Below are 25144 nucleotides of genomic sequence, written 5' to 3'. Positions count from 1 at the left end.
CTCAGTCGCTCTCGCCCCAGTCGCGGCGGACGATCACCGGCGCCGCCAGCCCCGCGGACGGCGCGCCGCCATTGGCATCGATGAGCGAAACTGCCGTCAAAAACCCGTCCCCCATCGTCACATTCGTCGTCAGCGCCAGCCAGCGGCTGGTCACCCCCGCCTGCTCGGCGACGTCGGTCGGCGGATCGAACCGTTCGAGCGGTCCCGCCTCCCAGAATCGCACGCTGCTGCCATAGCCGCCCGCGGGCCGCGCCGCCAGCGCCGCCCGCGCATCTGCCAGCGTCATTTCACCGGGCAGCAACATCGCGACCAGCGGCGCCTGTTCGGGCGCCAGCGTGTTGACGTTCAACCGCACCGGATCGGTCACCGGCAGCACGCAAATCCAGGGTTTCAGCCGCGCATAGATTTTGGGACTGACCCCGCGCACCGCGCGCAGCTCGCTGACATCGGCCATCTTGCGGTTCGCGGCCAGATACGCCCCGGGCAGCGATCGATAGACATTGTCCTCGGCGCCGAGCGGCCCGTCATTGCTGTCGCTGTCGATCCAGTCTGCGGTGGCCCCAGCGATCGCCTGCGCTTCGCCCGCGTCGATCCCGAGCAACAGCATCAGCTCGCCGAACTGGCGCATCGACCCCGACCGCTGACTGAACCGTCCCGGCACCGTCTCGGCGACCAGGCTGTTGAGGTTGAAACAGTTGTTCGCATCGCTCAGCTTGGCGCGTCCTTCCCCCCCCGGCAGCGGCAAGGTGAAATTGCGCCCCAGCCAGCCGCCCGCGAGCGTCAGCCGCGCCGGATCGCGTCCGACCAGATCGGCAACGCGGCGCAGCGCAATCTGCTCGGCGGCAAAGCTGTACGCGCGCCCCTGATCGACCGTGGCCGCGCTGCCCGCGATCCGCGTCGCCAGCGTCAGCCGGTCGAGCGCAGTCGCCGCGATCACGGCCATCACCGCGACGAGCAGCAACACGGTGAGGAGCGCGGCGCCGCGCTCGTGCGGGGGGCGGCGGATCATGGCGCGGGATTTTCGGCCGCAGGCGGTGGTGGCGGCAATGTCGGCGCGGTGAGAAACAACATCGTCAACGCCTCGCGCCCGCGGCGCGACACCCGTACCTCGACCGCACGCGGCAAGCGGTCGCCGGGTTCGGAGCTCCAGCTTTCGCCCCAATTGCCGGTGTCGTCGCGATAGCGCATCGCGACCGCGGCGACCTCACCAAGCAGCCGGTCGCCCGCATTCAGCGCCGTCCCGTCGAGCATCGGTTGCGTCGCGCGCCGCCACTCGCTGCCAACCAATGCGTAAGCCACGCGCTCGACCGCGGGCCGCGGCGATCCGTCAAGCGCGGCCGCGCCACCATGGACGAAGGCAAAGCCGTTGGGCGATCCGACAAAGGCCGGCACCGCCTCGCCCGCCGGCCCGCGCGTCGACCGCTGGACCGCTTGCGCGAGATCGTTCGCCATCACCGCGCGCAGCCGGTTGGCCCCGCCCATCGCCTTCAGCCGCGTCTGCACCGCATCCTGCGTATCGACGCTGCTGCGCAGCAGCCCGACGCCGATCGCCGCGATCGCCGCGAACAGCGACAGCGCGACGAGCATTTCGATGAGGGTGAAGCCGTTCGGACCTGCCCCGACTTCCGTTCGTGCTGAGCTTGTCGAAGCACCGTTCTTCTTCTCCGGCGTCGCAAAGAAAGAACAGTCCTTCGACAAGCTCAGGACGAACGGAAAAATGGGCTCAGCACCAAATTTCATCGCGATGACCGGATAATCGTCAGCGCCGCCTGCCCGCGCCCGCTTTCGGGGCGGACGATCAGGTCGATGCGCAGCAAGCTGTCGTCGGCGGTGCGCGCCACCCGCTGTTCGACGCGCCAGTTGCGTCCGGCGTTGGCAACGCCAATCGCACTATTGCCGATCGTCGGCGGCGCCGGGTCGGTCCATAGTTCGACGGCGCGATTCTGCGCCACGATCCCCGCAACGGTGCTTTCGTCGAGGTCGCCCGCCGTCCGCACCGCAAAGGCGTCGAGGCGGACGAGCGTCAGCGCCGCGATGCTGATGACGCTGAGCGCCACCAGCATTTCCAGCAAGGTGAAGCCGCGTTCGCCGCGATGGGCGCGCTCATTCGCCACGGCTGATCTCGCCCGTCGCCGACACACGCACAATTTCGCGCGCCTCGCCCCCGCTCAGCACGATGGCCTGCGGGGTCGGGCTGGTCCCGACGCGGTCGAACAGGATACGTGCCGCGCCCTGCCCGTCGCCCGCGACAAAACGCACGTCGCCGGGCCAGTTGCGCTGGGCAAAGGCGCGGCCGGGTAGCGGCTGCCATTCGCCCGCGATCCGGCGTTCGAAACCATAGCCCGACGGCGCAAAATTCACCGCGACGCTGCGCCCCTCGATCACGGCAATATCGCGCGCACCCGCCAGCCGCGCCGCAAGCCGGTCGGCCTCGCTGCGCACGCTGCGTTCCTCGCCGGGAATGGTCAGCACGACGGCGGTCGCGGCGAGCGCCATGATGGCCAGCACAACCATCAGTTCGACGAGGGTGAAGCCGTTGGCCTCGCGACCCGCGCGCGCCTTAGCCTTCGCTGCGAATATCCGCATTGTCGTCGGTCCCACCGGGGGCACCGTCGGCGCCGAGCGACCAGACGTCGAACGCCTTCCCGTTCGGGCCGGGCGCCTGGTAATTATACGGACGCCCCCACGGATCGGCAGGCAATTTCTTGATATAGCCGCCGCGGCGATAGCGTTCGGGCTGCGCGAGCGACGGCGGCGGCGTGCTGAGCGCGTTCAGCCCGTCGGTCGATGCCGGATAGGTCAGATTGTCGAGGCGATATTGTTCGAGCGCAGTTTCCAGCGTCGCAATATCGGCCTGCGCCTTGGTCACCATCGCGCGGTCCTGGCTGGGCAGCACGTTGATCATCACCACGGTGGCGAGCAGCCCGATGATGAAGATCACGACCATCAATTCGGTCAGGGTAAAGCCCCGCTCGTCCCTTTTACGGCGGCGGCGAACCGGCGGGCGGCCCTCGCCCGAAAAGGACGTGTCGAGCATCAGGCGGATGAAAAGCTGCATCAGCGACATCTATTATATTCCGGCAAGATTCTGCAACTGAAGGATCGGCAGCAGAATGGCGAGGATGATCAGGGCAACGCACGACCCCATAAGGACTATTATGACAGGTTCGAGTAAGGCCATCGAGGCCGCCGTAAAGCGGTCGAATTCGCGCTCGAGATAATCGGCGGCGCGCTCCAGCATCACCTCGAGCCGCCCGGCGCTTTCGCCGCTGGCGGTCATGTACACCAGCAGCGGCGGGAACACCCCGGCATCGCGCAGCGCCGCCGACAGACTGCCCCCGGCGCGGACCTGATCGACGATCGCGGCGGTCGCGCTGGCGAGCGCGGCGTTGCGGATCGTCGGCAGGGTCAGCCGCAGCCCGTCGACCAGCGGCAGGCGGCTCGACACCATCGTCGCCAGGGTGCGGGCAAAGCGCGCCGCGTAGAGATCACGAAGCAATCGCCCGAGTAGCGGCAGGCGCAGCAGCCGCGCATCGACCCGCGCCTTGAACGCCGGACGGCGCATCGCGGCGACCCAGCCAAAACTCGCCGCGACGAGCAACAGCGCGATCAACCACCACCAGTTCGCGGCAAAGCTGGAAATCGCGATCACCGCGCGGGTCAGGAAGGGCAATTGTTGGCCGACGTCGGTGAACTGCTCGACGACGCGCGGGACGACGAAGATCATCAGCGCTGCGACCACCCCGATCGCGACCACCGCGAGCACGATCGGATAAGCGAGCGCGGCAATCAGCTTGCCGCGCACCTCGGCCTGCCGTTCAAGCAGGTCGGCAAGGCGCGCCAGTATCGTCGTCAGGCTGCCCGTCGTCTCGCCCGCGGCGACCATCGCGCGATACAGCGGCGGAAAGCTCGCCGGCTGGCGCGCCATCGCATCGGCGAGGCGGCGGCCTTCGAGCAGCCCGGCATGAACGTCGCCGATGACCGTGCGGGCGCTTTCGGCCTCGCTCTGCCGGGTCAGCGTGCGCAGCGCCTCTTCGAGCGGCGCAACCTCGGCCAGCGTCGCCAGCTGGCGCGTGAACAGCGCGAGGTCTTTACTGCTCAGCCGCACGCGTCGGAACGCGAGCAGCGACCGGCTGGCGGGCTTCGTTCCCGCCGCCTCGACCGCGACGATATGAAATTTGCGCCGGACCAGATCGGCGCGCGCTGCATCGTCGTTGGCGGCGGTCAGCCGTCCCTTGCGCTCGCGGCCCTGCGGATCGATCGCCACATAGCGATAATCAGGCATCGATTTCCTCGCGCCGCGCGATGCGGATCGCCTCCTCGGCGGTGGTCAGCCCCTTCGCCACCATCGCGCGCGCCGCCGATGCCAGCGTCGGCGATTTCAGGAAGGCATGGCGCGTGATCATCGCCTCGTCGCCGCCGTTATAGATGTAACGGCGGACGGTGTCGTCGACCTTGATCGCCTCGAATACCCCGATCCGGCCCTTGTAGCCGGTGCCGCTGCACTGGTCGCAGCCCTTCGGCCGCCAGATGACGGTGCCGATGTCGAGGCCGAGCATCGCGGCGACGCTGTTGTCGGCCTGCACCGGTTCGCGGCAATTGTCGCAAAGTTTGCGCACAAGGCGCTGCGCGATGACGGCGCGCAATGTCGAGGCGAGAAGAAAAGGCTCTACTTTCAAGTCTTTGAGACGAGTTATTGCACCAACGGCATCGTTGGTGTGGACGGTCGACAGCACGAGATGGCCGGTCAGCGACGCCTGCACCGCGATGTCGGCGGTTTCGCGGTCGCGGATTTCGCCGACCATCACGACGTCGGGATCCTGGCGCAGGATCGCGCGCAGCCCGGCGGCAAAATCGAGCCCGACCTTGGCGTTGACCTGCGTCTGGCCGACCCCGTCGACGGCATATTCGACCGGGTCTTCGACCGTCAGGATGTTGCGCTGGCCATCGTTGAGCTGCTTGAGCGCGGCATAAAGCGTTGTCGTCTTGCCCGACCCGGTCGGCCCGGTGACCAGGATGATGCCATTGGGTTCGGCCAGCGCCTCGCGCAAAATCTGGTCGGCGGCGCCCGACAGGCCGAGCACGTCGAAATCGATCCCCGCCGCATCCTTGTCGAGGATACGCATCACGACGCGCTCGCCCGCGCGGCTGGGGAGTGTCGAGACGCGGACGTCGACCGCCTTGCCCGCCAGGGTCAGCCCGATGCGGCCGTCCTGCGGCACCCGGCGCTCGGCGATGTCGAGGCGCGCCATCACCTTGATGCGGCTGACCACGACCGGCGCGACGTGCGGCGGCATCCGCAGATGCTCGCGCAGCACGCCGTCGGTGCGCATCCGCACCACCAGCCCGCTTTCATAGGGTTCAATATGGATGTCGCTGACCCCTTGGCGCACCGCTTCGGCGATGATCGCGTTGATCAGGCGGATCGCGGGGGCGTCGTCGGCGCTGTCGAGCAGATCTTCGGCGCTGGGCAGGCTGAAATCGATGTCGTTATTGCCCACCGACCCCGCCATCGCCGCCGCCGAGCTGTCGACGGCATAATGATCGGACAGCAGCCGGTCGAAATCGGCGATGCTCGCGGTGGCGACGCGCAGCGGCTGTGCAAGGTAGCGCTTCACCTCGATCAGCACTGCCGGATCGGCATCTTCGCGCAGGGTCGCGAGCCACGCCCCGTCCTCGCCCGGCGCGATCACGACGCCATGCTGGCGCGCAAAGCCATAAGGAATGTCGACCGGCGCCGGGGGCGCTACGATCGGTTCGGCATCGGTCACGGATATTCTCCGGTCGGCGGCGCGGGTGCGTTCGAGATCGACGGCGGGACGTCGGTCGAAATCACCCGGCCATCGGCGCCGCGCAGTTCGGGCAGGTTGACGGGGCCGACGGTGATGTCGGCAGCGGTCGCCTCGGTCGGCACCGGCGGCACCGCACCCAGATAATCGCGCACCAGCGTATCGATCGCGGGCTCCTCATCGGGATTACGCTGCAACTGGAAATCGCGGATATAACCGTAGCGCCGCGCGGTCAGCGCCGCATTATCCTCGCGATTGCGCAGGATGGTCGGGCGGATGAACACCATCAGATTGGTTTTCGACCGCGTCCGGCTGCGCGATTTGAACAGCTCGCCGAGCAGCGGAATATCGCTGAGCAGCGGAATGCGCTCGATCGTCTTGCGCTCGTCATCGTTGAGCAACCCACCGATCGCCAGGATTTCGCCGTCGTCGACGGTCAGCACCGTCTCGAACGCACGCTTGTTGAGGATCAGGTCGCTGTTGCGCGACGACACCGGCCCAGCAACGCTCGACACTTCCTGACGCAGGAACATCTTGACCTCGCCCGCGCCATTGACCTGCGGGGTCACCTCGAGCTTGATCCCGACCTCTTCGCGCTGAACGGTGCGGAAGGCGTTTTCGAAATTGTCGCCCAGTTTTTCACCGGTGGTGATCGGCACATCCTGTCCGACCAGGAATTTCGCCGCCTGATTGTCGAGCGTGACGATATGCGGGGTCGCGAGCAGGTTCGACGTCGTGTCGGACTTCACCGCGTTGATGATCGCGCCGAAGATCGTGTTCTTGCCGATGTCGCCCGCGAAGCCCGCAAAGCCGCCGGTCGCCTGCAACAACGATGCCGCCGCCGCTTCCTGCAGGCTGTTGCCCAGCGAGCTGTTAGTCTGGGTCACCGTCGTGTTGCCGTTGACCGTCGTGGTCTCCTGCGACAGCCGGTTGGCAGCATAGGCGCCGCCCAGCGTCAGGATATTGGGTGACGCGTTGCTGTAGCTGGTCGCGACGAACGGGATATTCTTGCCGCCGAGCAGGAACTGGACCCCCAGCCGCTTGGCCGCGTCGTCGCCGATTTCGACGACAATCGCCTCGACCAGCACCTGCTGGCGCCGGCTGTCGAGCTGGCGGATCAGCTCGCCGAGCATCCGCTGGACGTCGCTGTTGGCGGCGACGATGATCGCATTGGCGCCTTCGTAACGCGTGACGATCGCCGGGCCGCGCGTTGCGATGCTGCCGCCCGCGCCGCCGGTCGATACGGTAGCGGCCGCCGCTGGTGCCGGCGTCGGCGTGCTGTTCCCGCCGGACGATGACGACGAGGTTGTCGCAGGCGGCAGCCCCGCCTTCTGCGCCGGATCGCTGCCGCCACCAACCAGCTGCTGGATCGTCGGCAGCAGCGTTTCGGCATTGGCATGCTCAAGCCAATAGACGCGCAGCTCGGTGCCCCCTGCCGCTTTCTGATCCAGATCGGTCGCCATCGCGACAAAGCGCGCGACCATCGCCTGATCGCCGCGCAGCGCGATCGCGTTGCTGCTGTCGATCGGCACGATCGCGACCGGCGCACGCGCCCCCTCGCCCGCCGCCGGGACCAATGCGGTCAACGCCGCGGCGATTTCGCGCGCACCGGCGTTTTTCAGCGTCACGATCTGGCTGGTCGAACTGTCGCGGTCGATGCTGGCGACCAGCGAGCGGATGCGGCGGATATTGTCGGCGAAATCGGCGACGACCAGGCTGTTGGCGTTGCGGTTGGCGGTCAGCGACCCCTGCGGGCTGACCAGCGGGCGCAGCGTTTCGACCGCCGCGACGGCATCGATATGGCGCAGGCGGATGATTTCGGTGACGAACTGGTTCTGCGCCGCGCCGCCGCTGCCGATCCGGCCCGGCTGCGCCGCGGCGCCGTCGATCGGCTGGACGCGGTAACTGCCGTTGGGGCCGGGCACGGCGACGAGGCCGTTCGAGCGCAGGGTCGACAGGAAAATCTCGAAATATTCGCTGCGCGACAGCGGCCGGTCGGTCACCACCGACACCTTGCCGTTGACACGGCCGTCGATGACGAAGGTCCGCCCGGTGATCCGCGCCGCGTCCTGGATGAAGGCGCGGATGTCGGCATCGCGAACGTTGAGCGTATATTGGGCGACCGCGGGTGCCGGCGTGGCGGAAACAAGCGCGGCGGCGAGCATCAGGGACAGTTTGAAACGCATAAAACCTATTGCTTCGAGAGGAAGATGGCGACGGGAACGACGCCGGCGCCGCGTTCGACTTCGAGCGAGATGCGCGCGCCGGGCGCAATCTGGTTGGCGAGTGCCGCCGCGTCGCTGGTCGACCCGATCGGGCGCCCATTGACCGAGCGGATGACGTCGCCCGGACGCAGCCCCGCAGCGCGGAACACCGCGCCGTCGCCCTGCGGCTGGACGACCAGCCCGGTGACGCGGCCGTTTTCGGCGCGCGGCGCAAAACCGACCCCGGCCTTGAGCGTCGCGGGCGACATTTCGCCGCTGGCGCTGACCCCGCTAGCCGCCGCCGATCCGACCTCGGGGGTCGGCGCGGGCAGCGGCGTCGCCGGATTGGCCACCGCCGCGTCGCCGCTCTGGTCGAGGAACAGGCTTTCGCGCGCGCCGCCGCGGTCGAGCAACGCATGGTCAAAAGCGACGCCGACCAGCTTCACCCCCGGCGCAATCTCGTCGCCGACGGCATAGCTGGTCTGCACCCCATCCTCGCCCGCGATGATCGCCGACCCGCCGCCCGTCGCTTCGTTGATATTGATCCCGAACAACGTCAGCCCCAGCGCGGTCACGGTCGCCGACGCCGGACCCTGCGGCGCGCTGCGGAAAAAGGGATCGAAGCTGGCGAACAGCGCGCGGCGTTCGGCGGGCGACGCAATGACCGCCGCCTGCGGCTGCCACGCGCCGAGCGGCGACAAGGGGGTGATGACGGTCCACAGCAGGCGGACCAGCTGCCAGCCCAGCAAGGCGCCCAGCACGGCCGCGAGCAGCACCGGCCCGATCTCGTGCGGCGAGCGCCGCCCGCCACGCAGCCATGCGGGCAAGCCGCGCGGCAGCCTGAAGGCCGATCCGGACATCAGCGTCGCCATGAAATCGTCCTGTCCCCCTGAGGCTGAAGTTGCCGTCGCGAATCGCCTAGGGGCGATTGGTGACAATCAGTTGACCGGAAGATTACAGTTTTTTGACGGGCGGGCGAGTCTGGTGCGGTGGGCGCGCCCGCCAACGCCCTCCCCTTCAGGGGAGGGCAGCGAGACTTGCCAGCTTGCTGGCTTAGTCGCAGCGGGTGGGGGCCATCGGCCTTACGCTACGCTGCGAGCCCCACCCCAACCCCTCCCCTGAAGGGGAGGGGCTTGCCGCCCTAGAACTTCAACGACGCGCTCAGCGAGAAGGTGCGGCCGAGCTTGTAGCGGTTCAGGAAGATGCGGTTGTCGCCGCTTTCCTGCACTTCCTGATATTTGCGCCCGGTCAGGTTGCGCGCCTCGAACTTCAGCTCGATTTCCTTGTCGAGCAGGGTCAGCCCCTGCCGCGCGACGAAATCGACCGAGATGCCCGGCTTTTCGCGGATGTCGGGCTGCCCCGACGGTCCGCGGCTGGTGACGCGCGGGCTGGCGTAGGTGACGAGGATCGTCTGCTGCGACAATTTGTCCTGATCCTCGAGCCCGATCTGGAAATTGATCAGATGGTCGGACTGGCCGGTCAGCGGCGATCCGTCGAAGAAGAAGTTGCGCGCATCCTGGACAACGCCGTTGATGACCGTGGTGTCGCCCGCGCCGACCTGGATCTCCGACTTGGTAAAGGTATAGTTGCCGATCAGCACCAGCCGGCGGCTGGCCCAGAAGCCCGCATCCGACAGCGTGTCGAGCGCGAAATATTTCTGCACCTCGACTTCGCCGCCATAGAGCAAAGCCTTGGGCGCGTTGGCAAAGCTGGTGTTGGCGACCGAGTCCGTGCTCAGCGAGGTATAGGCTTCGATCGGATTCTCGATCTTCTTGAAGAACCCCGCCGCGGTCAGTCGCTGATCCTTGGCGAAATACCATTCATAACGCACCTCGGCATTCCACAGCTCGCTGTCGCTCAGCGACGGGTTGCCGCGGAACTGGCGGTTCGATTCGGGATCCTGATAGATTTGCGCGATCAGCTCGCGGAACTGCGGGCGCGCGATCGTGTTCGATGCGTTGAGGCGCAGCTGCATATCGGGCGCGACTTCCCAGGTCAGCGTGACCGCAGGCAGCCAATAGTCATTTTTCAGATTGGTCTGCGCGATCGCGCTGCCGCCCGATCCGAACAGGTCGATCGGCACCACCGTCTGTTTGGCATCTTCGTACCGGATGCCGATGTTGGCGTTCATTCCCGACACGATTTCGGCCTGCAGCTGGACATATCCGGCGTGCGTCGTCAGCCCGGCGTCGAACGCCGCGGTGCCGTCCTGCGCCGATGTTTCGAGCAGCGTGATATCGTAGAGCTGGATCGTCGCGTCGGACAGCAGATAGTCGGGGCGCAGCTGTGTCACCGCGACCGGCAGCCCCGGGGCGCGAAACTGGAAAGCGCGGCGCACCGCGGTACGGCTGGTGTCGGTATAGGCGTAACCGACCGTCGCGGTGATCTGCGGCGCCAGCTCGTACGACAGATCGACGCCGCCCGACCACAGATCCTCGTTGAGGTCCGAAAAGGCGATCGTCGCATCGCCGCGGTTGCCGCCCAGATCGTTGACGAACTTGTTGCCGGTCGGATCCTGCGTCGTCGGCAAATTGGTACGGACATAGGTAAAGCCGCGCTCATAGGGCGCCTCGCGCTGCGAATTGGCATAAGCGCCGCGCAGGTCGACCTTCAGCGCGTCGAATTCGAACTCGCCGACCAGCTGGGTGTTGATCAGCTGGCGTTCGTACCAGGCGGTGTCCTGCTTCAGAATGTCGCGGCCGACCTGGTTCGCATCGGTCCCCAGGCCCAATCGCGCCTGCTTCAACGTGTCGCGGATATAGAGGTTGGTCCAGCGCAGCTTGTGATCGCCAAGCTCGAGCCCGAAGCCGATAAGGCCGTTCACGACGATGCGATTGTCGGTGATGACGCGGTTGTAACTCGTCTGCGGGTCGCCCGCGAGGTCGATGTTGAGCGAGGTCTGCTGCAACGTGTCGCGGGTGCGCCACTTGTTGCTGATCCCCGCGGTCGCGATGATCCCCAGCTCGCCATTGGCAAAGGGGATCGTCGTGCCGCCGGTGATCCCCGCCGACCAGTTGACCGGGATATGGTTGTTCTGCTGCAGCAGCGTGGTTTCGGCGTTGACCAGCTCCATCTGGATCGCTTCCAGATCGTCCTGGCTGTAATCGGCGCCCTGCAGGATCGGCTTGCCGCTGGCAAAGGCGGCTTTCAGCAGCGGCGGCACGTCGCGGGTGCCGTCGTCGAAACCGGTCCAGTCGGTGTCGCTGCCATAATAGGTATAGCCGAGCTCGTTCGTCGTCTCGCTGTCCCAGCCGATGCCGCCGCTGAAGGTCAGGAAGGGTTCGCGCGGAGTCGATTTGGTCGTGAGGTTGATTACGCCGCCGCCGAATTCGCCGGGGAAGTTCGCCGAATAGCTTTTCTGGACCAGCGTCGAATCGATGACGTTCGACGGAAAGATGTCGAGCGGGACGACGCGCTTCAGCGGCTCGGGGCTGGGCAGCGGCGAACCGTTAAGCAGCGCGAGCGAATAACGGTCGCCAAGGCCGCGGACATAGACGAAGCCGCCGCCAACGACCGACAGACCGGTGACGCGTTGCAGCGAGCCCGAAATATCGCCTTCGCCGGTGCGCGCGATGTCGGCCGAGGACAGGACCGACACGACCTCGGGGGTCGCACGGACGATATTGGGGGTATAGCGGCCGGTGACGACGATTTCCTGGTCGGCGCCGCCGGGGATCGAAATATCGCCGTCCTCGTCCTGCGCCGCCGCATCGTCGGCGGCCGGCTCTTCACCGGCCGGCGCTTCGGTCGTGACGGGCGGCGTATCGGACGCCGGGGCGCCGCCGCTAACATCCTGGGCAAGCGCCGCGGGCGCTACCAGCGCCGAGCTGATGAGGAGCAGGCTGGCAAAGATCGGCCGCTTGGTCATGTGGAAAGTCCCCAAATTTATGCAGGAAGGGAGCGGGCCAGCCCGTCAGGCGTGCCCGCTCCCCAATTGGATCGCGAGCGATCAGGTCGTCGGAATGGCGCTGCAGGCGCGGCTGGCGGTGCCGAAGTTCGCCGTCGAAGAGTTGCACGTCCAACCCTGATACCAGCTGTCATTGGCGTCGCGGACGGCGCCGACATAGGCGGTGGTGTCGAAGAAGGCGTTCAGCGTCCGCGCGTCGAAGGGCGTAAAGCCGGTTTCGGTCGCGCCGTTGACGAACAGGTTGGTCAGCGTCGGGACATAGTTCGAACGGTTGTTCGTGCCGCCGTCGAAGATCGCCTGCACCTGCGCGTCGGTGACGCCGCTGGTACCGCGGAACGGCGAGGCGTTGCACTGCATCGACACCGAACGGAACACCGGCGGCCCCTGTTCGTCGGCGGCGGCGCCCGCGGCCTGGACCGTGGTTGCGCTGTTCATGCCGAGGCAGCGGAAACCCGGCGCCACGATCAGGCCGTTGGCGAAGGTATAGTCGGCGCCGCCGCGGATCAGGATCGACACCCCGTTGCCCGCCGCATTGTTGCGGTGGATATAGGTGAAGTTCGACAGGTTCACGCGCTGGCGCGGCGAGGTGTCTTCGTTGCCGTTCGAGTCGATTTCCATCATCGAATCGCCGACCGCACCACCTTCGCGCTGCACGCCGATCACATACTGGATGTTGCCCTGGTACCCGACGTCGGTGTCGATGCCGTCATCTTCGGCGCCGGTCACGACCAGATGCTTCATGTTGACGCGGCCGCCGAACACTTCGATGCCGTCGTCCGAGCTGTTGTGGATCTGGACATGGTCGATCTGGGTGTTGTTACCCACGCCCGACGGGGTCAGGCCCTGCAGCTCGCTCGCCGCCGACAGGATGAAGCCCGAATAGCGGATCTGGACATAGGACAGGCGGCCCGAATTGTCGCCCGCCTGCGCGCCGCCATACAGCGCGTTCGACGTGCCTTCGGTATCGCGTTCGCACGCTGCGGTGCCGGGCGTCGCGCCGGGGGCGAGACAGTCGGTGATCGGCGCGCGGCCGAGCAGGACGATACCGCCCCACAACTGCGAGGTCTGGTCGTTCGCCGAACCGACGACATTGCCGCGGCCGGTGAAGATGATCGGCTGGGTCGGGGTGCCGACCGCGTCGATGCGGTTGCCGCGGTTGACCGCCAGGAACGACACGCCGGTCGCACCGAACACGGTGACGCCCGGGTCGATCGTCAGCGTGACGACATTGTTGGTGCTGGTCGCGCCCTGGTCGGTGCCGACGTCGACGCGGCCGGGCAGCGAGTAAAGCACGCCGGCGACCTTCGGGATCGCGGTCGTCGCGGTGAAGCGCGTCGGGAAGCCGCAGTTGCGCCATTCGCCGCCGGGGCCGCTGATCGTGCCCAGGTTCGCCAGCTGGTCGGGACCGGCGATCGTCGGACAGTTGGCCGCCGGGGTCACCGCGGTCGGGGTCGGGGTAGGCGTCGGCGTGGGGGTCGGCGTCGGGGCCGGGGTCGGCGCGGGAATGACGATCACGCCTTCACCCGGCGAAGCGACCCCGTCGGCACCGCAGGCGGCAAGAATAGAACAGGCCACGCCGCTGAGCATGACCATACGAACGCGTGCGAAAGCCGCCATGAAAATCTCCGTTCCCGGTGTGCGCCCCCAAATCGGTCGAGCGGCGCCCCTGATGAAAAATCACCGGTGAACGATGGTTCGCCCCCGGTGACGCCGCCACTAGGGTGATTCGATGACGGTCTGACGCCAGAGCCGTGACAGATGCGTGACTCTTTTGAGTCCTATCGGTGACACGCCGGGCACAGCGCGGGCCACGAGCGACGCGGCGCCTTCGCGCCCGCAAAAATAAATGCAGCGAAGCTTGCTTGCATCGCCCCAAAAGCTTTGCTAGGCGCCCGCTCCTACCCGGAGCCGGACCCGTTCGGCCCCATCATGATGTGCGGTCGTGGCGGAACTGGTAGACGCGCAACGTTGAGGTCGTTGTGGCCGAAAGGCCGTGGAAGTTCGAGTCTTCTCGACCGCACCATAGAGTCCTGCGGGACGACATGAGAGTCCGCCAGGACACCAAAAATCAGCAAGATAGATAGGCTACGCCGCGAAGGCGCGCTTTTGTGCGCCCCGCGATTAGGTCCGAGCCTGAAGCCAGAGACGCCCGATTTGATCAGCCCGGCGAGAGAGAAGAACCCGGTCTCGGCCCCGAGTCTTCCTGGCCGCAATTGACAGCCGGGTCTGGATGCCACGCGCCGCGGGAAAGCCGAACGCTCGCCCGCTGATGACGCCGCCTGTTTTCCGTTTGACGAACGTTTGACGTTCGCCGCGGTACGAGCGCCCTTCGAAGCGAGCCAGGCTTCCACCAATCCGCTTTCGCCGCTTCAGCAGCTGTCGGCGTGCCGTATTTCAGCTTCTTTGACCCTGCCTTGGACAAAGGTCTGCGAAGCAACAGGAGCAGATTATGCAGGATATGATCGCATTAAACAGGATCAGCCATCATTTCGATACGGCCTGCGAACGGATCGAGCTCTTCCATGGCCTTTCATTCACGATCCGGGCGAACGAAACGCTGGCCATCATCGGCCCTTCAGGCGCGGGGAAGTCCAGCCTGCTGTCGATTGCGGCGGGGCTGGAGATACCGGCGGGCGGCGATGTGTACTTCACCATCGATGGAGCCGAAGTGGACGCGCTGACGATGCGCGCCAATTCGGGTTTCATTTTCCAGCAATTTCACCTGATGCCGGAGCTCGATGCCATCGGCAATTTGGCGTTGCCGCTTCGCCTGAAGGGCTATCGGGACGCGTTCGACATCGCCGCCCTCTGGCTTGAAAAGGTGGGGCTGAAAGACCGTGCCCGGCACCGCCCCCACCAATTGAGTGGCGGCGAGCAACAGCGCATTGCGGTGGCGCGGGCTTTTGTTACCGCCCCGCGGTTTATCTTCGCCGATGAGCCCACCGGCAATCTGGATAGGCGCACATCCGAAGCTGTGGCCGGACTGATGTTCGACTGTGCCCGCGAGACAGGATGCGGCCTGGTGATCGTGACCCACAGCAAACAGCTGGCCATGCGCGCCGACGCAAGCCTGCTTCTGGAGAGCGGACAGCTGAAGGCAGCGGCATGAACCGATTCAAACTGATGCTTGAGAATAGCGTGCGTGACCTCAAGAGCAGCGACGGGCGCATCAGCCTGGCGACGCAAACCGCCCTGCTGTTTTTCCTCCTGACGCTGACGCTCACCAGTGCGTCGATCCAAAGCTATCTGGCCGACAATCTCGACCAGATGCTGGGGTCCGACCTCGTGGTTGAAAGCCATTCTCCCCCGACGAAGGGTGATGAAGCCGCATTCAAATCGCTGGCGGCGGGCCTGTCGGTGACGCAGTTGGCCGACATCACCCTGACGCACAAGGATGAATGGGCCCGCGTGCAGCTGAAGCTGGTCGATGACGCATATCCGTTGCAGGGTGATCTCCAGATCGGCGACACCCCGGCCGCCACGCAGCGCGCCGTCAGTCGAGGTCCGGGGGTCGGCGAGATCTGGATAGATTCGCGCCTCGCCATCAAGCTGGGGACGCGGGCGGGTGACATCCTCACCATCGGCGACACAGACTTACGGCTCAGTGCCATTCTGTTTCATGAACCCGACCGCATCATGGAAGGCCATACTACGGCCCTGCGCGCCATGGCGCACAGTGAGAGTCTCAACAGCGCATCGATCAAGACCAGTAAGGTCCGCACGCGCTATCTGGTCACGGCGGATAAAAGCCAGCAGCAGGCGATCGAAATCTGGTCGCGCAAGGCGCTGCCTGGCGCCAGCGTGATCAAGAAAACCGGCGGTCGGCACCCGCTGGCCAGTTTCTGGCAACGGACCGAAAATTTCCTTGGCCTGGCATCGGTGATCCTGTTTTTCATGGGCGCGGTGGCGCTCGATATGACCAACCGCCGCTGGCTTGCCAAAATGCGCTATCGGCTTGCGATTTACGCGAGCTTTGGCACGCGCACCCGCACCGACATGCTGATGGCGCTGGGCGAATGGCTGGCGGGTTTCATTCTGTCCATCGCCCTCGCCAGTACGCTGGCCATATTCGCATACGGGCTGATCGTCGCCGAACTGCAAGGATACTTCCCCGGGCTTAGCGCCGCATGGCATGTGGCACCGGCCGTGAAGACCATCGGCCTTTTCTTCCTGCTGCTGCTCGCGCTTCAGGTTCCCAGCTTCATCCAGCTGTCCCGCGCGTCGTTGCTTTCGCTCATCCGCAATCCGGCGGAAAGCGGCTATGTGTGGCAGCGGCTGTTCTGGAGCATCGCATCGGTCACTTTGCTCGCCGCCGCCTATTCCGACAATATGCTGCTGACCGGCATGACGCTGGCGGCCATCGCCGCGGCGCTCGCGCTGATGGTGGCGCTGACCTGGACAATCATCCGGCTGGGCGATCACTGGGGCCGCCGCCGTGCCGGCCTGCTGCCCTTTGCCTTTTTCATGATGCGGCAGCGCCTGTTTGCCAAATCGGCGCAGGTGATGGGTTTGGGATTGTGCGGGCTTCTCCTGCTGTTTTCGCTGATGCTGATGCGTGACCTGGGCACAACCATGGAAGGCTATGACCGTAGCCATGATGGCAATCTGATGATCGCCGAAGCCCAGACAGACCAGATTGAAGCGATCCGTCGTTGGGCCGGGGAGACCGGCAGCAGCGTGCGATCCCTGCGCCCATTTGTGTCTGCACAGCTGGTTGCCGTGAACGGCAAAGCCCTTGCAGACATCCAGAAACCCAGCGACACGCTGGCCACCCTCAAAGATCCGATCCGGCTGAGCTGGACGGACGCCATCCCGAAGAACAACCGTCTCGTCGGCGGTGACTGGTGGCCGGCAGGCACGGACAACTGGCGGCAGATTTCCGCCGAACCCGAAGTCATGACCGACATGGGGTTCCGCTATGGCGACACGCTCAGCTACCGGATCGGCGGCAAAGCCTATGACTTTACGCTGGTGGCCAGCCATGCCTATCAGCCCGGCGCGGGATCGATCACCTTCTGGTTCCAGGTTCCACTATCGGCCAGGGCGCATATCAATGCCCCGACCCGCTATATGGGCAGCATGGAATTGCCGGAACCGGCGTGGGATGCGCTGGCCGGGCTGTGGCAGGAACACCCCACCCTCTCGTTGGTCCCGCTGCAGGAACTGACCGAACGCTTCGACCAGACGCTCGGCATCGTCACCAAAGTGACGAGCGGCTATGCGGTGATGGTGCTTTTGCTGGCGCTTTTTGTACTCGCTGCATCGGTGAGCGGCTTTAGCGCCGATGACCGCCAGAAAAATGGCCTGCTGATGAGCATGGGGCTTCGGGATAGCGATTGCCTGCGGCTGAATTTCTACGATTGGGGCGTCACCGCCCTGATCGCCGCCGCTGGGGCGATCGCGGGCACCTGGAGCGCCGGATTGCTGATCTATCAGGCCCAGTTCAACCTCACCTACAACCCCAACATTTTTTGGGTGGCCGCAATGGTGTTTGCCATGGTGGCGACCGTGTGCCTGGTGGGCTACCTGGCCTGCCGTCAAAGCCTCAAGGTCTCGGTTAAGAACCTGATGGCGACATAGGCAACGACCGCCCCCGAACAGACGGCGCCCATCCTCAATAGGCGCCCGACAGCAACGTTCCCGCGCCCGGCACCTGCGCCGCTAGCCCGAGCCGTGTCAGCATCTGGTGCGCGGTGCAGATCGCCGCCGACACCACCGGCAGGCCGATCGCATCCTCGACCCTTTGCACCGCGGGCAGCGACGGCATCTGGACGCACGCCGACAGGACAAGCGCGTCGATGCCGGTCAGGTCGAGCCGCTTGTAATGATCGAGCAGCTTCGCGGGATCCTGCGCCGCGACCTCCAGATTATCGGGGATTTCGAGCGCGAGCCAGTCGGCGACCGCGATCCCCTCCGCTTCGACATAGGAAACCACCATCTGGGTCAGCGGCTTCATATAGGGCGCGACAAGCGCGATGCGTTTGGCGCCGAGCGTGTGCAGCCCCGCAATCAGCGCCCCGGCGCTGGTGACGACGGGCGCGGCATGACCATTGTCGACGGTGCGCTGGTGCAGCCGCGCCTCAGACACGCGATGATAGCCCTCGCCCATGCTCATGATCGCAACGAGGCAGGCATAGCCGAGCACGTCGACCGCGGCGTCGGACAGTTCGAGCGCGCAGCGGTCGGAATCGGCGTCCATCGCCGCGAGTTCCTCCTTCGTCACCTTCTTCATCCGCATCCGCGACGAGTGGAAGGTGAAGCGTTCGGGCGCGATGCCCTCCCGCGCACGCAGCAGCGCCGGGATCTCTGTTTCCATCGTGACGTTCGAGCTGGGCACGATCTGCCCGATGCGGATGGGGCGTGTCATGTTACGCCCTCAGACCGCGACGATCGGGTTGCGAAGCGTGCCGATGCCCTCGACGGTGCATTCGACGACATCGCCCGGCCACATGAATTCCTGCGGGTCACGCCCCGCGCCGACGCCCGCGGGCGTCCCGGTCGCGATTATGTCGCCGGGCTCCAGCGTCATCACGCTGGAGATGTCGGCGATCAGCTGCGGCACGTTGAACAGCATGAAGCGCGTGTTGCTGTTCTGCTTCTCGACGCCGTTGACGTGGGTCAGGATATTGAGATTGTGCGGATCGCCGATCTCGTCCGCCGTGACGATGCACGGCCCCATCGGCGCGAAGCTGTCCTGCCCCTTCGACACGATCCACTGCCCGGCGCGGCGGCAGTCGCGCGCCGACACGTCGTTGATCACGGTGTAGCCGAACACATGGTTCAATGCGCCGGCTTCGGCGACGTGGCGCGCGGTGCTGCCGATGATCACCGCCAGCTCGGTTTCCCAATCGAGCTGCTGCGTGACCTTCGCATTATGGCAGATCGGGTCATTCCACGCGACCACCGCGGTCGGCGGTTTCGAGAAGATCACCGGCTGCTTGGGCAGTTCGTTCGACGTGTCGAGCGAGCGCGCCGATTCAGCGACATGCTCGGTATAATTAAGCCCGATTCCGAAGATATTCTTGCGCGGCCGCGGGATCGGCGCGAGCAATGTGACATTGCCCTCGGGAAGCGCGGTGCCGACGAGATCGGCGGTTGCCGCCGCGGCGACGGCCTCCTGAAGAAACCGCAAAGCCACCGGCCCCAGATCGATGAAATCGAGCATCGTCGAGGGCAGGTCGTGCCCGATCGCATCGCCGAAATATTCGACGTCGACCACAAGCCCGTCGTGGAGAAGGCCGAGCCGCGGCTCGGTCTCGATCGTACGATAGGTCACAAAACGCATGGTTGATGTCCGTCATTGTCCTGAAGGGCTTCCTCGATCCGGACGCCGAGCGCCTCCATCACGGGAAAATCGTTGAACGAGAAGAGGAAGGCTTCCTCGGAAGGGTCAAGATTGACATGCTCGTGCCACACCCACGCGGGCACGCAGAAAATGTCGTGCGTGCGCCAGTCGAACCGTTCGCCGCCGATGATCGAATAGCCGCGCCCGCCCGCGACATTGTAAACGACATTGCCGGTGTGGCGGTGCGCCTTGCCGCGGAAGCCGGCTTTGAGCAGCTGCATATGCGCGCCCATCGTCTGGAGCGCCCAGCCGCCGGTCAGCGGGTTCGAATAGCGCAGCATATGCCCGTCGAAGGGCGACCCGTCCGACACCTTGGCGAGGTTCCACAACGCATCACGCGTCGCCTCCCAGCGATAGACCATCACCGGCGAATAAGGCTTCTCCCACGCTGGCACGCCTTCGGGCCGCAGCCCGCTGCCGTAACTCAGCGGCAAGTCGTCGACCGGGAACGCCGCGGTCTGCGCGGGCTGGTCGTACACCGCATAGAAATTGGTCTCGAGGCTGTTCATCAGCGGGATGTCGAGCCCGTCCTGCCAGATCGACACCGCGCCGTCGGCGACGACGCCATGGTCGTGCCAGCAGCCCCCCGGCGTCAGCACATAGTCATTGGCGCCGAGCGTGATGGGATGCCCGTCGACGACGGTATAGGCGCCCTTCCCCTCCATGATGAAGCGATGCGCCGAGGCCGTATGCTTGTGCGCGGGGGTAATCTCGCCGGGGCGCATCGCCTGCATGCCGCTGAACAGCCAGCCGCACACCGCAACATTCTCGCGCCCCGCGTCGCTGTCGTTGAGCAGGGTGACGACGCGGCGCCCCGCCTCCTCGGGCTTCACCAGATCGAGCGCGCGCAGGCACATGTCGCGCATCTCGGCATAGCGCCACAGGGTCGGGCGATAGCGCGTCTCGGGCTCCCACGGCTCGATCGCATTGGCGCGCTTCCAGAAAGCCCCGGCGTTGCGTCCGGCGAGCTCCTCATAAAACGCCTCCAGTTCGGGCGTGTCGGTGACGCGCGCGCGGCCCAGCACATCGTCGCGCGGATCGATGATCGTGGAATTTCCGGTCATGACGGCTCCTCCTCGTCGGGATCGACGGGCGGCGGCGCGTCGACGAACAGGGCCGACGCGCGGGGAGTCCGGTCGACCGTCAGGTTGAAGATGTCGAAGCGGTTATAGCCGCCGATGATGTCGTGCATCAGCTTGGGGCGGATACAATCGCCAAGATCGATATCGGCGTAGACGATGCCTTCGTCGTCGATCAGCGCCTCGCCCACCAGATTGCCGTGCGGGTCGATCACGCCCGAAAAGGCGCTGTTCGGCCGCGATAGCAGGTCGCGGTTCTGCGGCCGGTCGGCGCTCATCGCGTCGATGATTTCGGGGCTCACCGCCGAGCAGGCGACGATGGTGAAGACCTTGCCCTCGAAGCTGTGCGCGGTGGCGCGGATCTTGATTGCTTCGGCCATATTGTACGACGCCGGCGCGACGGGCAGTGCGATATAATTGGCGACATGGACCAGTTCGCCTTGCGACAGCAGCGCGAAACGCGCGAGCGTGTTGGTGTTCTCACCGCACGCCAGCGTGCCGAGCGGCCCGACCGGCGTGTCGTAAACGCGGACCGAACTGCCGTCGCCGCCCGCCCAGGTCAGCTTCTCGGCCCAGGTCGGCACCAGCTTGCGATGGCGCCCGAGCAGGGCGCCGTCGGCGCCGATAATCAGGTTGCTGTTGTAGAGTGTGCCGACGCTGACCGGGTCGCGTTCGTTGATGCCGATCACAACGGTGCAGCCGTGATCGCGTGCCGCCGCGCAGAGTGCGGCGACCTCGGGCCCGTCGATCAGGAGCGACGCGCGATAGAGTCGCTCGTGCCACGCGGCGCCTTCGATCGGCGTCATCAGCCAGTTCCAATAGGGATAGGCGGAAACGAACACCTCGGGGAAAGCGACGAGCTCAGCGCCATTGCCCGCCGCCTCGGCGATCAGCGCGCACGCCTTGTCGACCGTGCGCGCGGTATCGAGGAAGACCGGCGCGGCCTGCACCGCGGCGACGCGCGATTTGGGCAGGAAGGGGGCTGATACGTCGCTCATGTCACCGCCGCCCGCTGATGATATTGCGGCTTGTCCCACGCGCGCGTCGCGCAGACCTTTTCGAGGCGGCGGGCCGTTTCGACGATGTCCTGATAGCGCAGGTACAGCGGCGTCAGCCCGAAGCGCAAAATGTCGGGGGCGCGGAAATCGGCGATGACGTCAAATTCCTTGAGCGCCTGCACGATCTGATACCCCTGCGGGTGGCCATAGGCGACCTGGCTGCCGCGCGTCGCATGGTCCTGCGTACTCACCAGTTCAAAGCCATAGGCATCGCACAAAGGCTGCATCTGCGCGATGAACAGGTCGCCGAGCGCGAGCGACTTGCGGCGGATTTCCGCCATATCGGCTTCGAGCATCAGGTCGACGCCGACTTCCAGCGCCGACAGGCCCAGCACGGGCGGCGTCCCGCACTGGAACCGTTCGATCCCGCCGGCGGGGTCATAATCCTCTTCGAAATCGAAAGGGCGCGCGTGGCCGAACCAGCCCGACAGCACCGGCGCGGCGGCATGGTGCCGCGCCGCCGCGAAGATATAGGCGGGCGCGCCGGGGCCGCCGTTGAGGAACTTGTAGCCGCAGCCAATCGCAAAATCGGCGTTGGCACCGTTGAGATCGACCGGGATCGCCCCCGCGCTGTGGCTCAAATCCCAGACGACGAGCGCGCCGACGTCATGCGCGGCTTTGGTAATCGCCGCCATGTCGCGCACGCGGCCCGACTTGTAATGGACCTGCGTCAGCAGCAGCACCGCGACATCGTCGGTCAGCGCCTCGACGACATCGTCGGGGGTCACGGTCACCGCCTTCACCCGCCCGCCCGAGAAAGCCTCGATCCCCTGCATCATATAAACATCGGTCGGGAAGTTCGTCGCCTCCGACAGGATCACCGTCCGTTCACGCCGCAACGAAAGTGCGGCAGTCAGCGCCTTGAAGATATTGACCGACGTCGAATCGGTCGCGACGATCTCGCCCGGCTCCGCGCCGATCAGCCGCCCGATCTTGTCGCCGATGCGCCGCGGTGCGGTCGACCATTCGGCACCGAGCCACGAGGTGATCAGCCCCTCGCCCCACTCGCCGCCGATCACCGCGGCGAGCCGGTCACCCGTCGCCTTGGGCAGCGCGCCCAGCGAATTGCCGTCGAGATAGATCAGCCCTTCGCGAAGGTGGAAACGGTCGCGGAAATGCGCGAGCGGGTCGGCGGCGTCGAGCGCCGCGACGTCGGTGGCGAAGATCGTATCGGTCATGCCATTTCCCTCAGGATCGCGCGCACGGGGCTGGCGTCGGCGCCGACGATGCGCAGTGGCAGCGCGACGAGCTCGTAGCGGCCGGGCGGCACGTCATCGAGCACCAGCCCCTCCAATATCCGCATGTCGGCCGCCTTCACCGCGTGATGCGCGTCGAGCGTCTTCGACTGTTCGGGATCGAGCGAGGCGGCGTCGGTGCCGATCAGACGCACGCCCATCGACCCGAGCCGCGCGATCACATCGCTGGCGATCGCGGTGAAATCCGAGTCCCATTGGTCGTGGGGAAAGTGCTCATAAGTCCGCAGCAGGACGCGCTCGGCGTCCTCGATCGCATCCCAGTCCAGATCGGCAATCTCGACCCGACCACGCGCATGGCGAACATCGAGCAGCACGCACGGCCCCACATAGGCATCGAGATCGCAGTCGGCCGACGAAGCGCCGTCATTGGCATAATGCAGCGGCGCATCGCCGTGCGTCCCCGCGTGCAGCGGCGTGAACATGCCGCCGACATTGACCGGACAGCCGTCGCCGATCACCGCATGGCTATGCAGCGCAAAGGCGGGCTCGCCCGGCCACACCGGCACCGCGGCGTGCAGCGGCTGCGAAATGTCCCAGATCCGGCTCATGCGCGCGTCCCCTCGGCATAATCGCCGCCTTCGCGCGGCGCGACCATCTCGGTCCGCATCGACCAGAGTTCGGGAAAAAAGCTGAGGCTCAGCGCCTTGACCAGATAATTGACCCCCGACGAGCCGCCGGTCCCCGGCTTGTGCCCGATCACGCGCGCGACGGTCTTCATGTGCTTGAAGCGCCATTCCTGGAAATAATATTCGAGCGCGGTGATCTTTTCGGCGAGCGTGTAGAGATCCCAGTGCCGCTCGGGATCGGTATAGATCGCGAGCCATGCCTTCTCGACCGCCTCCGACGCTTCATATGGCGTGGTCCAGTCGCGCTCCAGATGATCGGCGGGAATATCGAACCCGCGCCGCGCGAGCAGCTTCAGCAATTCATCATAAAGCGACGGCGCCTCGAACGCCGCGCGCAGTCTTTCAGTCGCCTGCGGATCGTCCTTGTGGACGATCATCATGTCCGCGCGCTTGTTCCCAAGCAGATATTCGAGCTCGCGATATTGCTGCGATTGGAATCCCGACGCGCGGCGCAGGAAACCGCGAAAGGTCAGGAAATCATGCGGGGTCAGTGTCGCCAGCACCTCCCAGCTGTGAATCATGTGGCGCTGGATCGTTGCGATGCGGTCGAGCCCCTTGCCCGCAATCGCCAGCCGGTCGGCCTTGATCGCGTCATACACCAGCCGCCCCTCGTGCAGCACCAGCTTCAGCCACAGCTCCATCGTCTGGTGCATGATGATGAACAGCATCTCGTCGGGCTTGTCGGACACCGGCACCTGCGCCGACAGCAATTGCGCGGTCTGCAGGTGGCGCGCGTAGGTCAGGCCATTGTCCCACTGGATCGTCTCGCCGTCGATTTCGGTTTCAAAAATGTCGGTGCCGCCGTCGCGCGTCTGCCTGATCATCGCGGTGCCTCCCGGTTCATAAAGGCCGGTCCCGGCCGGGCCGCCTGCAGCGCGCCTTCATAAGCCGAATCGCCGCGGAAAGCATCTGCGGGCTCAAGCGCGGCGTCGCCCGCGATCTTACGGTACAGGCTCGCGAAATCGGCCTCCTCGGTCGCGCGCAGCAAGGCGTCGAACCCCTCGACGACAAAATAGACGCCCTGGAACGCATCGAAATGATATTTGGTCCGCATCACCCGTTCGATGTCGAGCCAGATACGCTGTGGTTCGGGCGCGGTGAGCGCACGCAGCGTTTCGGCATAGCTCGACAGCAGGCCGCCGCCGAACGCGCGCAGCTCGCCGTCCTCGACCACCAGCCCGAACTCGACCGTGTAAAGCCACAGCCGCCCCAGATAATCGGCCGCGCCCAGCTTTTCGGCGCGCAGCCCCGCCTGGCCATAAGCGACGAGAAAGTCCGAGAAGGCCGGGTTGGACAGCATCGGTACATGGCCGAAAATGTCGTGAAACATGTCGGGTTCTTCGCTGTAGCCGACCTGCTCGGGGGGACGCAGGAAATTGGCCGCGGGGAACCGGCGATTGGTCAGATGTTCAAAGAAGGGCTGGTTCGGAATCCAGCCCGGCACCGCAACGATTTCCCATCCCGTCGCGGGCTTCAGATGGCGGTTGAGCTCGGCGAAGTCGGGCACCCCCGGTTTCACCGCGCGCAGGATGTCCAGCCCGCGCAGGAAATCGGCGCAGGCATAGCCATCAAGCGCCGCCGATTGCTGGTCGAACAGGGTGCGCCAGGTCTGGTGCTGCGCGGGGGTGAACGCCGCCCAATTCTGCGGCATCGTCCAGTCCGCCGCCACGCCCGGCGGCGGCGCGTCGAAAATATGGGTGGCGGCCACGGCGATCTCCCTGCTGTCGGCGCAGGATAGGTTCGTTCGCGGCGAACATTGTCCGTAATTTGCCCCCGCAACCGGTGCGGTTCCGATCATCGTTCGGTAAAATACCGATCCTGAAGCACGTCGTTCTTCGCAATCGCAAAATAGCTTGCATATTGGGGCAAATTATCGAATC

The 25144-nt window shown here is 65.6% G+C and carries 21 protein-coding genes and 1 tRNA gene; 3 read left to right on the top strand and 19 right to left on the bottom strand.

Going from position 1 to position 25144, the window contains the following annotated elements:
• Nucleotide 1: 1 nt before the first annotated feature.
• The 11 genes from gspK to ACTIFP_RS08440 form a co-directional block, all read right to left on the bottom strand.
• Complete coding sequence (gspK, locus tag ACTIFP_RS08490; protein ID WP_439568279.1) at nt 2-1009, bottom strand: type II secretion system minor pseudopilin GspK; 1008 nt, start codon at nt 1007-1009, stop codon at nt 2-4.
• Entirely contained in the window at nt 1006-1698 is a 693-nt protein-coding gene (gene gspJ, locus ACTIFP_RS08485) for a type II secretion system minor pseudopilin GspJ (protein ID WP_439568278.1), read from the bottom strand. The genes gspK and gspJ overlap by 4 nt, the downstream gene beginning before the upstream one ends.
• Nucleotides 1699-1736: 38 nt before the next feature.
• Nucleotides 1737-2114, bottom strand: coding sequence for a type II secretion system minor pseudopilin GspI (gspI, locus tag ACTIFP_RS08480; protein WP_439568277.1), 378 nt, complete (start codon nt 2112-2114; stop codon nt 1737-1739).
• Nucleotides 2104-2586 carry a GspH/FimT family pseudopilin gene (locus tag ACTIFP_RS08475; protein WP_439568276.1) on the bottom strand — a complete coding sequence of 161 codons (483 nt, stop codon included), beginning with the start codon at nt 2584-2586 and terminating at the stop codon, nt 2104-2106. Before ACTIFP_RS08475 ends, gspI begins: the two co-directional genes overlap by 11 nt.
• Nucleotides 2561-3067, bottom strand: a complete 507-nt coding sequence (gspG, locus tag ACTIFP_RS08470) for a type II secretion system major pseudopilin GspG (RefSeq protein WP_439568275.1) — start codon at nt 3065-3067, stop codon at nt 2561-2563. Before gspG ends, ACTIFP_RS08475 begins: the two co-directional genes overlap by 26 nt.
• A gap of 3 nt (nt 3068-3070) precedes the next feature.
• Nucleotides 3071-4285, bottom strand: coding sequence for a type II secretion system inner membrane protein GspF (gene gspF, locus ACTIFP_RS08465; protein WP_439568274.1), 1215 nt, complete (start codon nt 4283-4285; stop codon nt 3071-3073).
• On the bottom strand, nt 4278-5771 hold the full coding sequence (gene gspE, locus ACTIFP_RS08460; RefSeq protein WP_439568273.1) for a type II secretion system ATPase GspE: 1494 nt from the start codon (nt 5769-5771) through the stop codon (nt 4278-4280). Before gspE ends, gspF begins: the two co-directional genes overlap by 8 nt.
• Nucleotides 5768-7975, bottom strand: coding sequence for a type II secretion system secretin GspD (gspD, locus tag ACTIFP_RS08455; RefSeq protein ID WP_439568272.1), 2208 nt, complete (start codon nt 7973-7975; stop codon nt 5768-5770). The genes gspE and gspD overlap by 4 nt, the downstream gene beginning before the upstream one ends.
• Nucleotides 7976-7980: 5 nt before the next feature.
• On the bottom strand, nt 7981-8865 hold the full coding sequence (locus tag ACTIFP_RS08450; protein ID WP_439568271.1) for a type II secretion system protein N: 885 nt from the start codon (nt 8863-8865) through the stop codon (nt 7981-7983).
• A 269-nt stretch (nt 8866-9134) separates the two neighbouring features.
• Complete coding sequence (locus ACTIFP_RS08445; RefSeq protein WP_439568270.1) at nt 9135-11861, bottom strand: TonB-dependent receptor domain-containing protein; 2727 nt, start codon at nt 11859-11861, stop codon at nt 9135-9137.
• Nucleotides 11862-11942: 81 nt separating this feature from the next.
• Nucleotides 11943-13517, bottom strand: coding sequence for a hypothetical protein (locus ACTIFP_RS08440; RefSeq protein WP_439568269.1), 1575 nt, complete (start codon nt 13515-13517; stop codon nt 11943-11945).
• 319 nt (nt 13518-13836) lie between these two features.
• On the opposite strand from ACTIFP_RS08440, the gene ACTIFP_RS08435 reads away from it, so the two are divergent.
• The 3 genes from ACTIFP_RS08435 to ACTIFP_RS08425 all read left to right on the top strand — a co-directional run bounded on the left by ACTIFP_RS08435 (nt 13837) and on the right by ACTIFP_RS08425 (nt 17480).
• Nucleotides 13837-13923: transfer RNA gene (locus ACTIFP_RS08435), tRNA-Leu, on the top strand.
• Nucleotides 13924-14349: 426 nt separating this feature from the next.
• On the top strand, nt 14350-15009 hold the full coding sequence (locus ACTIFP_RS08430; protein ID WP_439568268.1) for an ABC transporter ATP-binding protein: 660 nt from the start codon (nt 14350-14352) through the stop codon (nt 15007-15009).
• Nucleotides 15006-17480, top strand: coding sequence for an ABC transporter permease (locus ACTIFP_RS08425; RefSeq protein ID WP_439568267.1), 2475 nt, complete (start codon nt 15006-15008; stop codon nt 17478-17480). Before ACTIFP_RS08430 ends, ACTIFP_RS08425 begins: the two co-directional genes overlap by 4 nt.
• Nucleotides 17481-17514: 34 nt before the next feature.
• On the opposite strand, the gene ACTIFP_RS08420 is transcribed toward ACTIFP_RS08425, so the two are convergent.
• The 8 genes from ACTIFP_RS08420 to phhA are packed head-to-tail and all read right to left on the bottom strand — an operon-like array spanning nt 17515 to nt 24972.
• Nucleotides 17515-18267, bottom strand: a complete 753-nt coding sequence (locus ACTIFP_RS08420) for a maleate cis-trans isomerase family protein (protein ID WP_439568266.1) — start codon at nt 18265-18267, stop codon at nt 17515-17517.
• Between the two features lie 9 nt (nt 18268-18276).
• Nucleotides 18277-19185 (bottom strand): fumarylacetoacetate hydrolase family protein, encoded by a 909-nt coding sequence (locus ACTIFP_RS08415; RefSeq protein ID WP_439568265.1) that lies wholly within the window; start codon nt 19183-19185, stop codon nt 18277-18279.
• Nucleotides 19173-20309 (bottom strand): cupin domain-containing protein, encoded by a 1137-nt coding sequence (locus tag ACTIFP_RS08410; protein WP_439568264.1) that lies wholly within the window; start codon nt 20307-20309, stop codon nt 19173-19175. The genes ACTIFP_RS08415 and ACTIFP_RS08410 overlap by 13 nt, the downstream gene beginning before the upstream one ends.
• A complete protein-coding gene (locus tag ACTIFP_RS08405) occupies nt 20306-21322 on the bottom strand; it encodes a carbon-nitrogen hydrolase family protein (protein WP_439568263.1) in 1017 nt (338 codons plus the stop codon). Before ACTIFP_RS08405 ends, ACTIFP_RS08410 begins: the two co-directional genes overlap by 4 nt.
• Nucleotides 21319-22560 carry a kynureninase gene (kynU, locus tag ACTIFP_RS08400; RefSeq protein ID WP_439568262.1) on the bottom strand — a complete coding sequence of 414 codons (1242 nt, stop codon included), beginning with the start codon at nt 22558-22560 and terminating at the stop codon, nt 21319-21321. Before kynU ends, ACTIFP_RS08405 begins: the two co-directional genes overlap by 4 nt.
• Entirely contained in the window at nt 22557-23186 is a 630-nt protein-coding gene (kynB, locus tag ACTIFP_RS08395; RefSeq protein WP_439568261.1) for an arylformamidase, read from the bottom strand. The genes kynU and kynB overlap by 4 nt, the downstream gene beginning before the upstream one ends.
• Nucleotides 23183-24088, bottom strand: coding sequence for a tryptophan 2,3-dioxygenase (locus ACTIFP_RS08390; RefSeq protein ID WP_439568260.1), 906 nt, complete (start codon nt 24086-24088; stop codon nt 23183-23185). The genes kynB and ACTIFP_RS08390 overlap by 4 nt, the downstream gene beginning before the upstream one ends.
• On the bottom strand, nt 24085-24972 hold the full coding sequence (gene phhA / locus ACTIFP_RS08385) for a phenylalanine 4-monooxygenase (protein ID WP_439568259.1): 888 nt from the start codon (nt 24970-24972) through the stop codon (nt 24085-24087). The genes ACTIFP_RS08390 and phhA overlap by 4 nt, the downstream gene beginning before the upstream one ends.
• Nucleotides 24973-25144 lie beyond the last annotated feature (172 nt).

It is taken from the genome of Sphingopyxis sp., from assembly GCF_051861155.1.
In the GTDB taxonomy this organism is placed as follows: domain Bacteria; phylum Pseudomonadota; class Alphaproteobacteria; order Sphingomonadales; family Sphingomonadaceae; genus Sphingopyxis.
Note: the sequence above shows the minus strand (reverse complement) of the source record. Positions and strands in the feature narration are given on the sequence as shown.

Excerpts from the sequence above, each read along its gene's own strand:
- kynB (WP_439568261.1), bottom strand. The coding sequence starts at position 23,186 with ATGAGCCGGATCTGGGACATTTCGCAGCCGCTGCACGCCGCGGTGCCG.
- ACTIFP_RS08450 (WP_439568271.1), bottom strand. The coding sequence starts at position 8,865 with ATGGCGACGCTGATGTCCGGATCGGCCTTCAGGCTGCCGCGCGGCTTG.
- gspD (WP_439568272.1), bottom strand. The coding sequence starts at position 7,975 with ATGCGTTTCAAACTGTCCCTGATGCTCGCCGCCGCGCTTGTTTCCGCC.
- gspF (WP_439568274.1), bottom strand. The coding sequence starts at position 4,285 with ATGCCTGATTATCGCTATGTGGCGATCGATCCGCAGGGCCGCGAGCGC.
- ACTIFP_RS08420 (WP_439568266.1), bottom strand. The coding sequence starts at position 18,267 with ATGACACGCCCCATCCGCATCGGGCAGATCGTGCCCAGCTCGAACGTC.
- ACTIFP_RS08415 (WP_439568265.1), bottom strand. The coding sequence starts at position 19,185 with ATGCGTTTTGTGACCTATCGTACGATCGAGACCGAGCCGCGGCTCGGC.
- ACTIFP_RS08425 (WP_439568267.1), top strand. The coding sequence starts at position 15,006 with ATGAACCGATTCAAACTGATGCTTGAGAATAGCGTGCGTGACCTCAAG.
- ACTIFP_RS08405 (WP_439568263.1), bottom strand. The coding sequence starts at position 21,322 with ATGAGCGACGTATCAGCCCCCTTCCTGCCCAAATCGCGCGTCGCCGCG.
- ACTIFP_RS08445 (WP_439568270.1), bottom strand. The coding sequence starts at position 11,861 with ATGACCAAGCGGCCGATCTTTGCCAGCCTGCTCCTCATCAGCTCGGCG.
- ACTIFP_RS08390 (WP_439568260.1), bottom strand. The coding sequence starts at position 24,088 with ATGATCAGGCAGACGCGCGACGGCGGCACCGACATTTTTGAAACCGAA.
- ACTIFP_RS08410 (WP_439568264.1), bottom strand. The coding sequence starts at position 20,309 with ATGACCGGAAATTCCACGATCATCGATCCGCGCGACGATGTGCTGGGC.
- ACTIFP_RS08430 (WP_439568268.1), top strand. The coding sequence starts at position 14,350 with ATGCAGGATATGATCGCATTAAACAGGATCAGCCATCATTTCGATACG.
- gspG (WP_439568275.1), bottom strand. The coding sequence starts at position 3,067 with ATGTCGCTGATGCAGCTTTTCATCCGCCTGATGCTCGACACGTCCTTT.
- gspK (WP_439568279.1), bottom strand. The coding sequence starts at position 1,009 with ATGATCCGCCGCCCCCCGCACGAGCGCGGCGCCGCGCTCCTCACCGTG.
- kynU (WP_439568262.1), bottom strand. The coding sequence starts at position 22,560 with ATGACCGATACGATCTTCGCCACCGACGTCGCGGCGCTCGACGCCGCC.
- ACTIFP_RS08440 (WP_439568269.1), bottom strand. The coding sequence starts at position 13,517 with ATGGCGGCTTTCGCACGCGTTCGTATGGTCATGCTCAGCGGCGTGGCC.
- ACTIFP_RS08475 (WP_439568276.1), bottom strand. The coding sequence starts at position 2,586 with ATGCGGATATTCGCAGCGAAGGCTAAGGCGCGCGCGGGTCGCGAGGCC.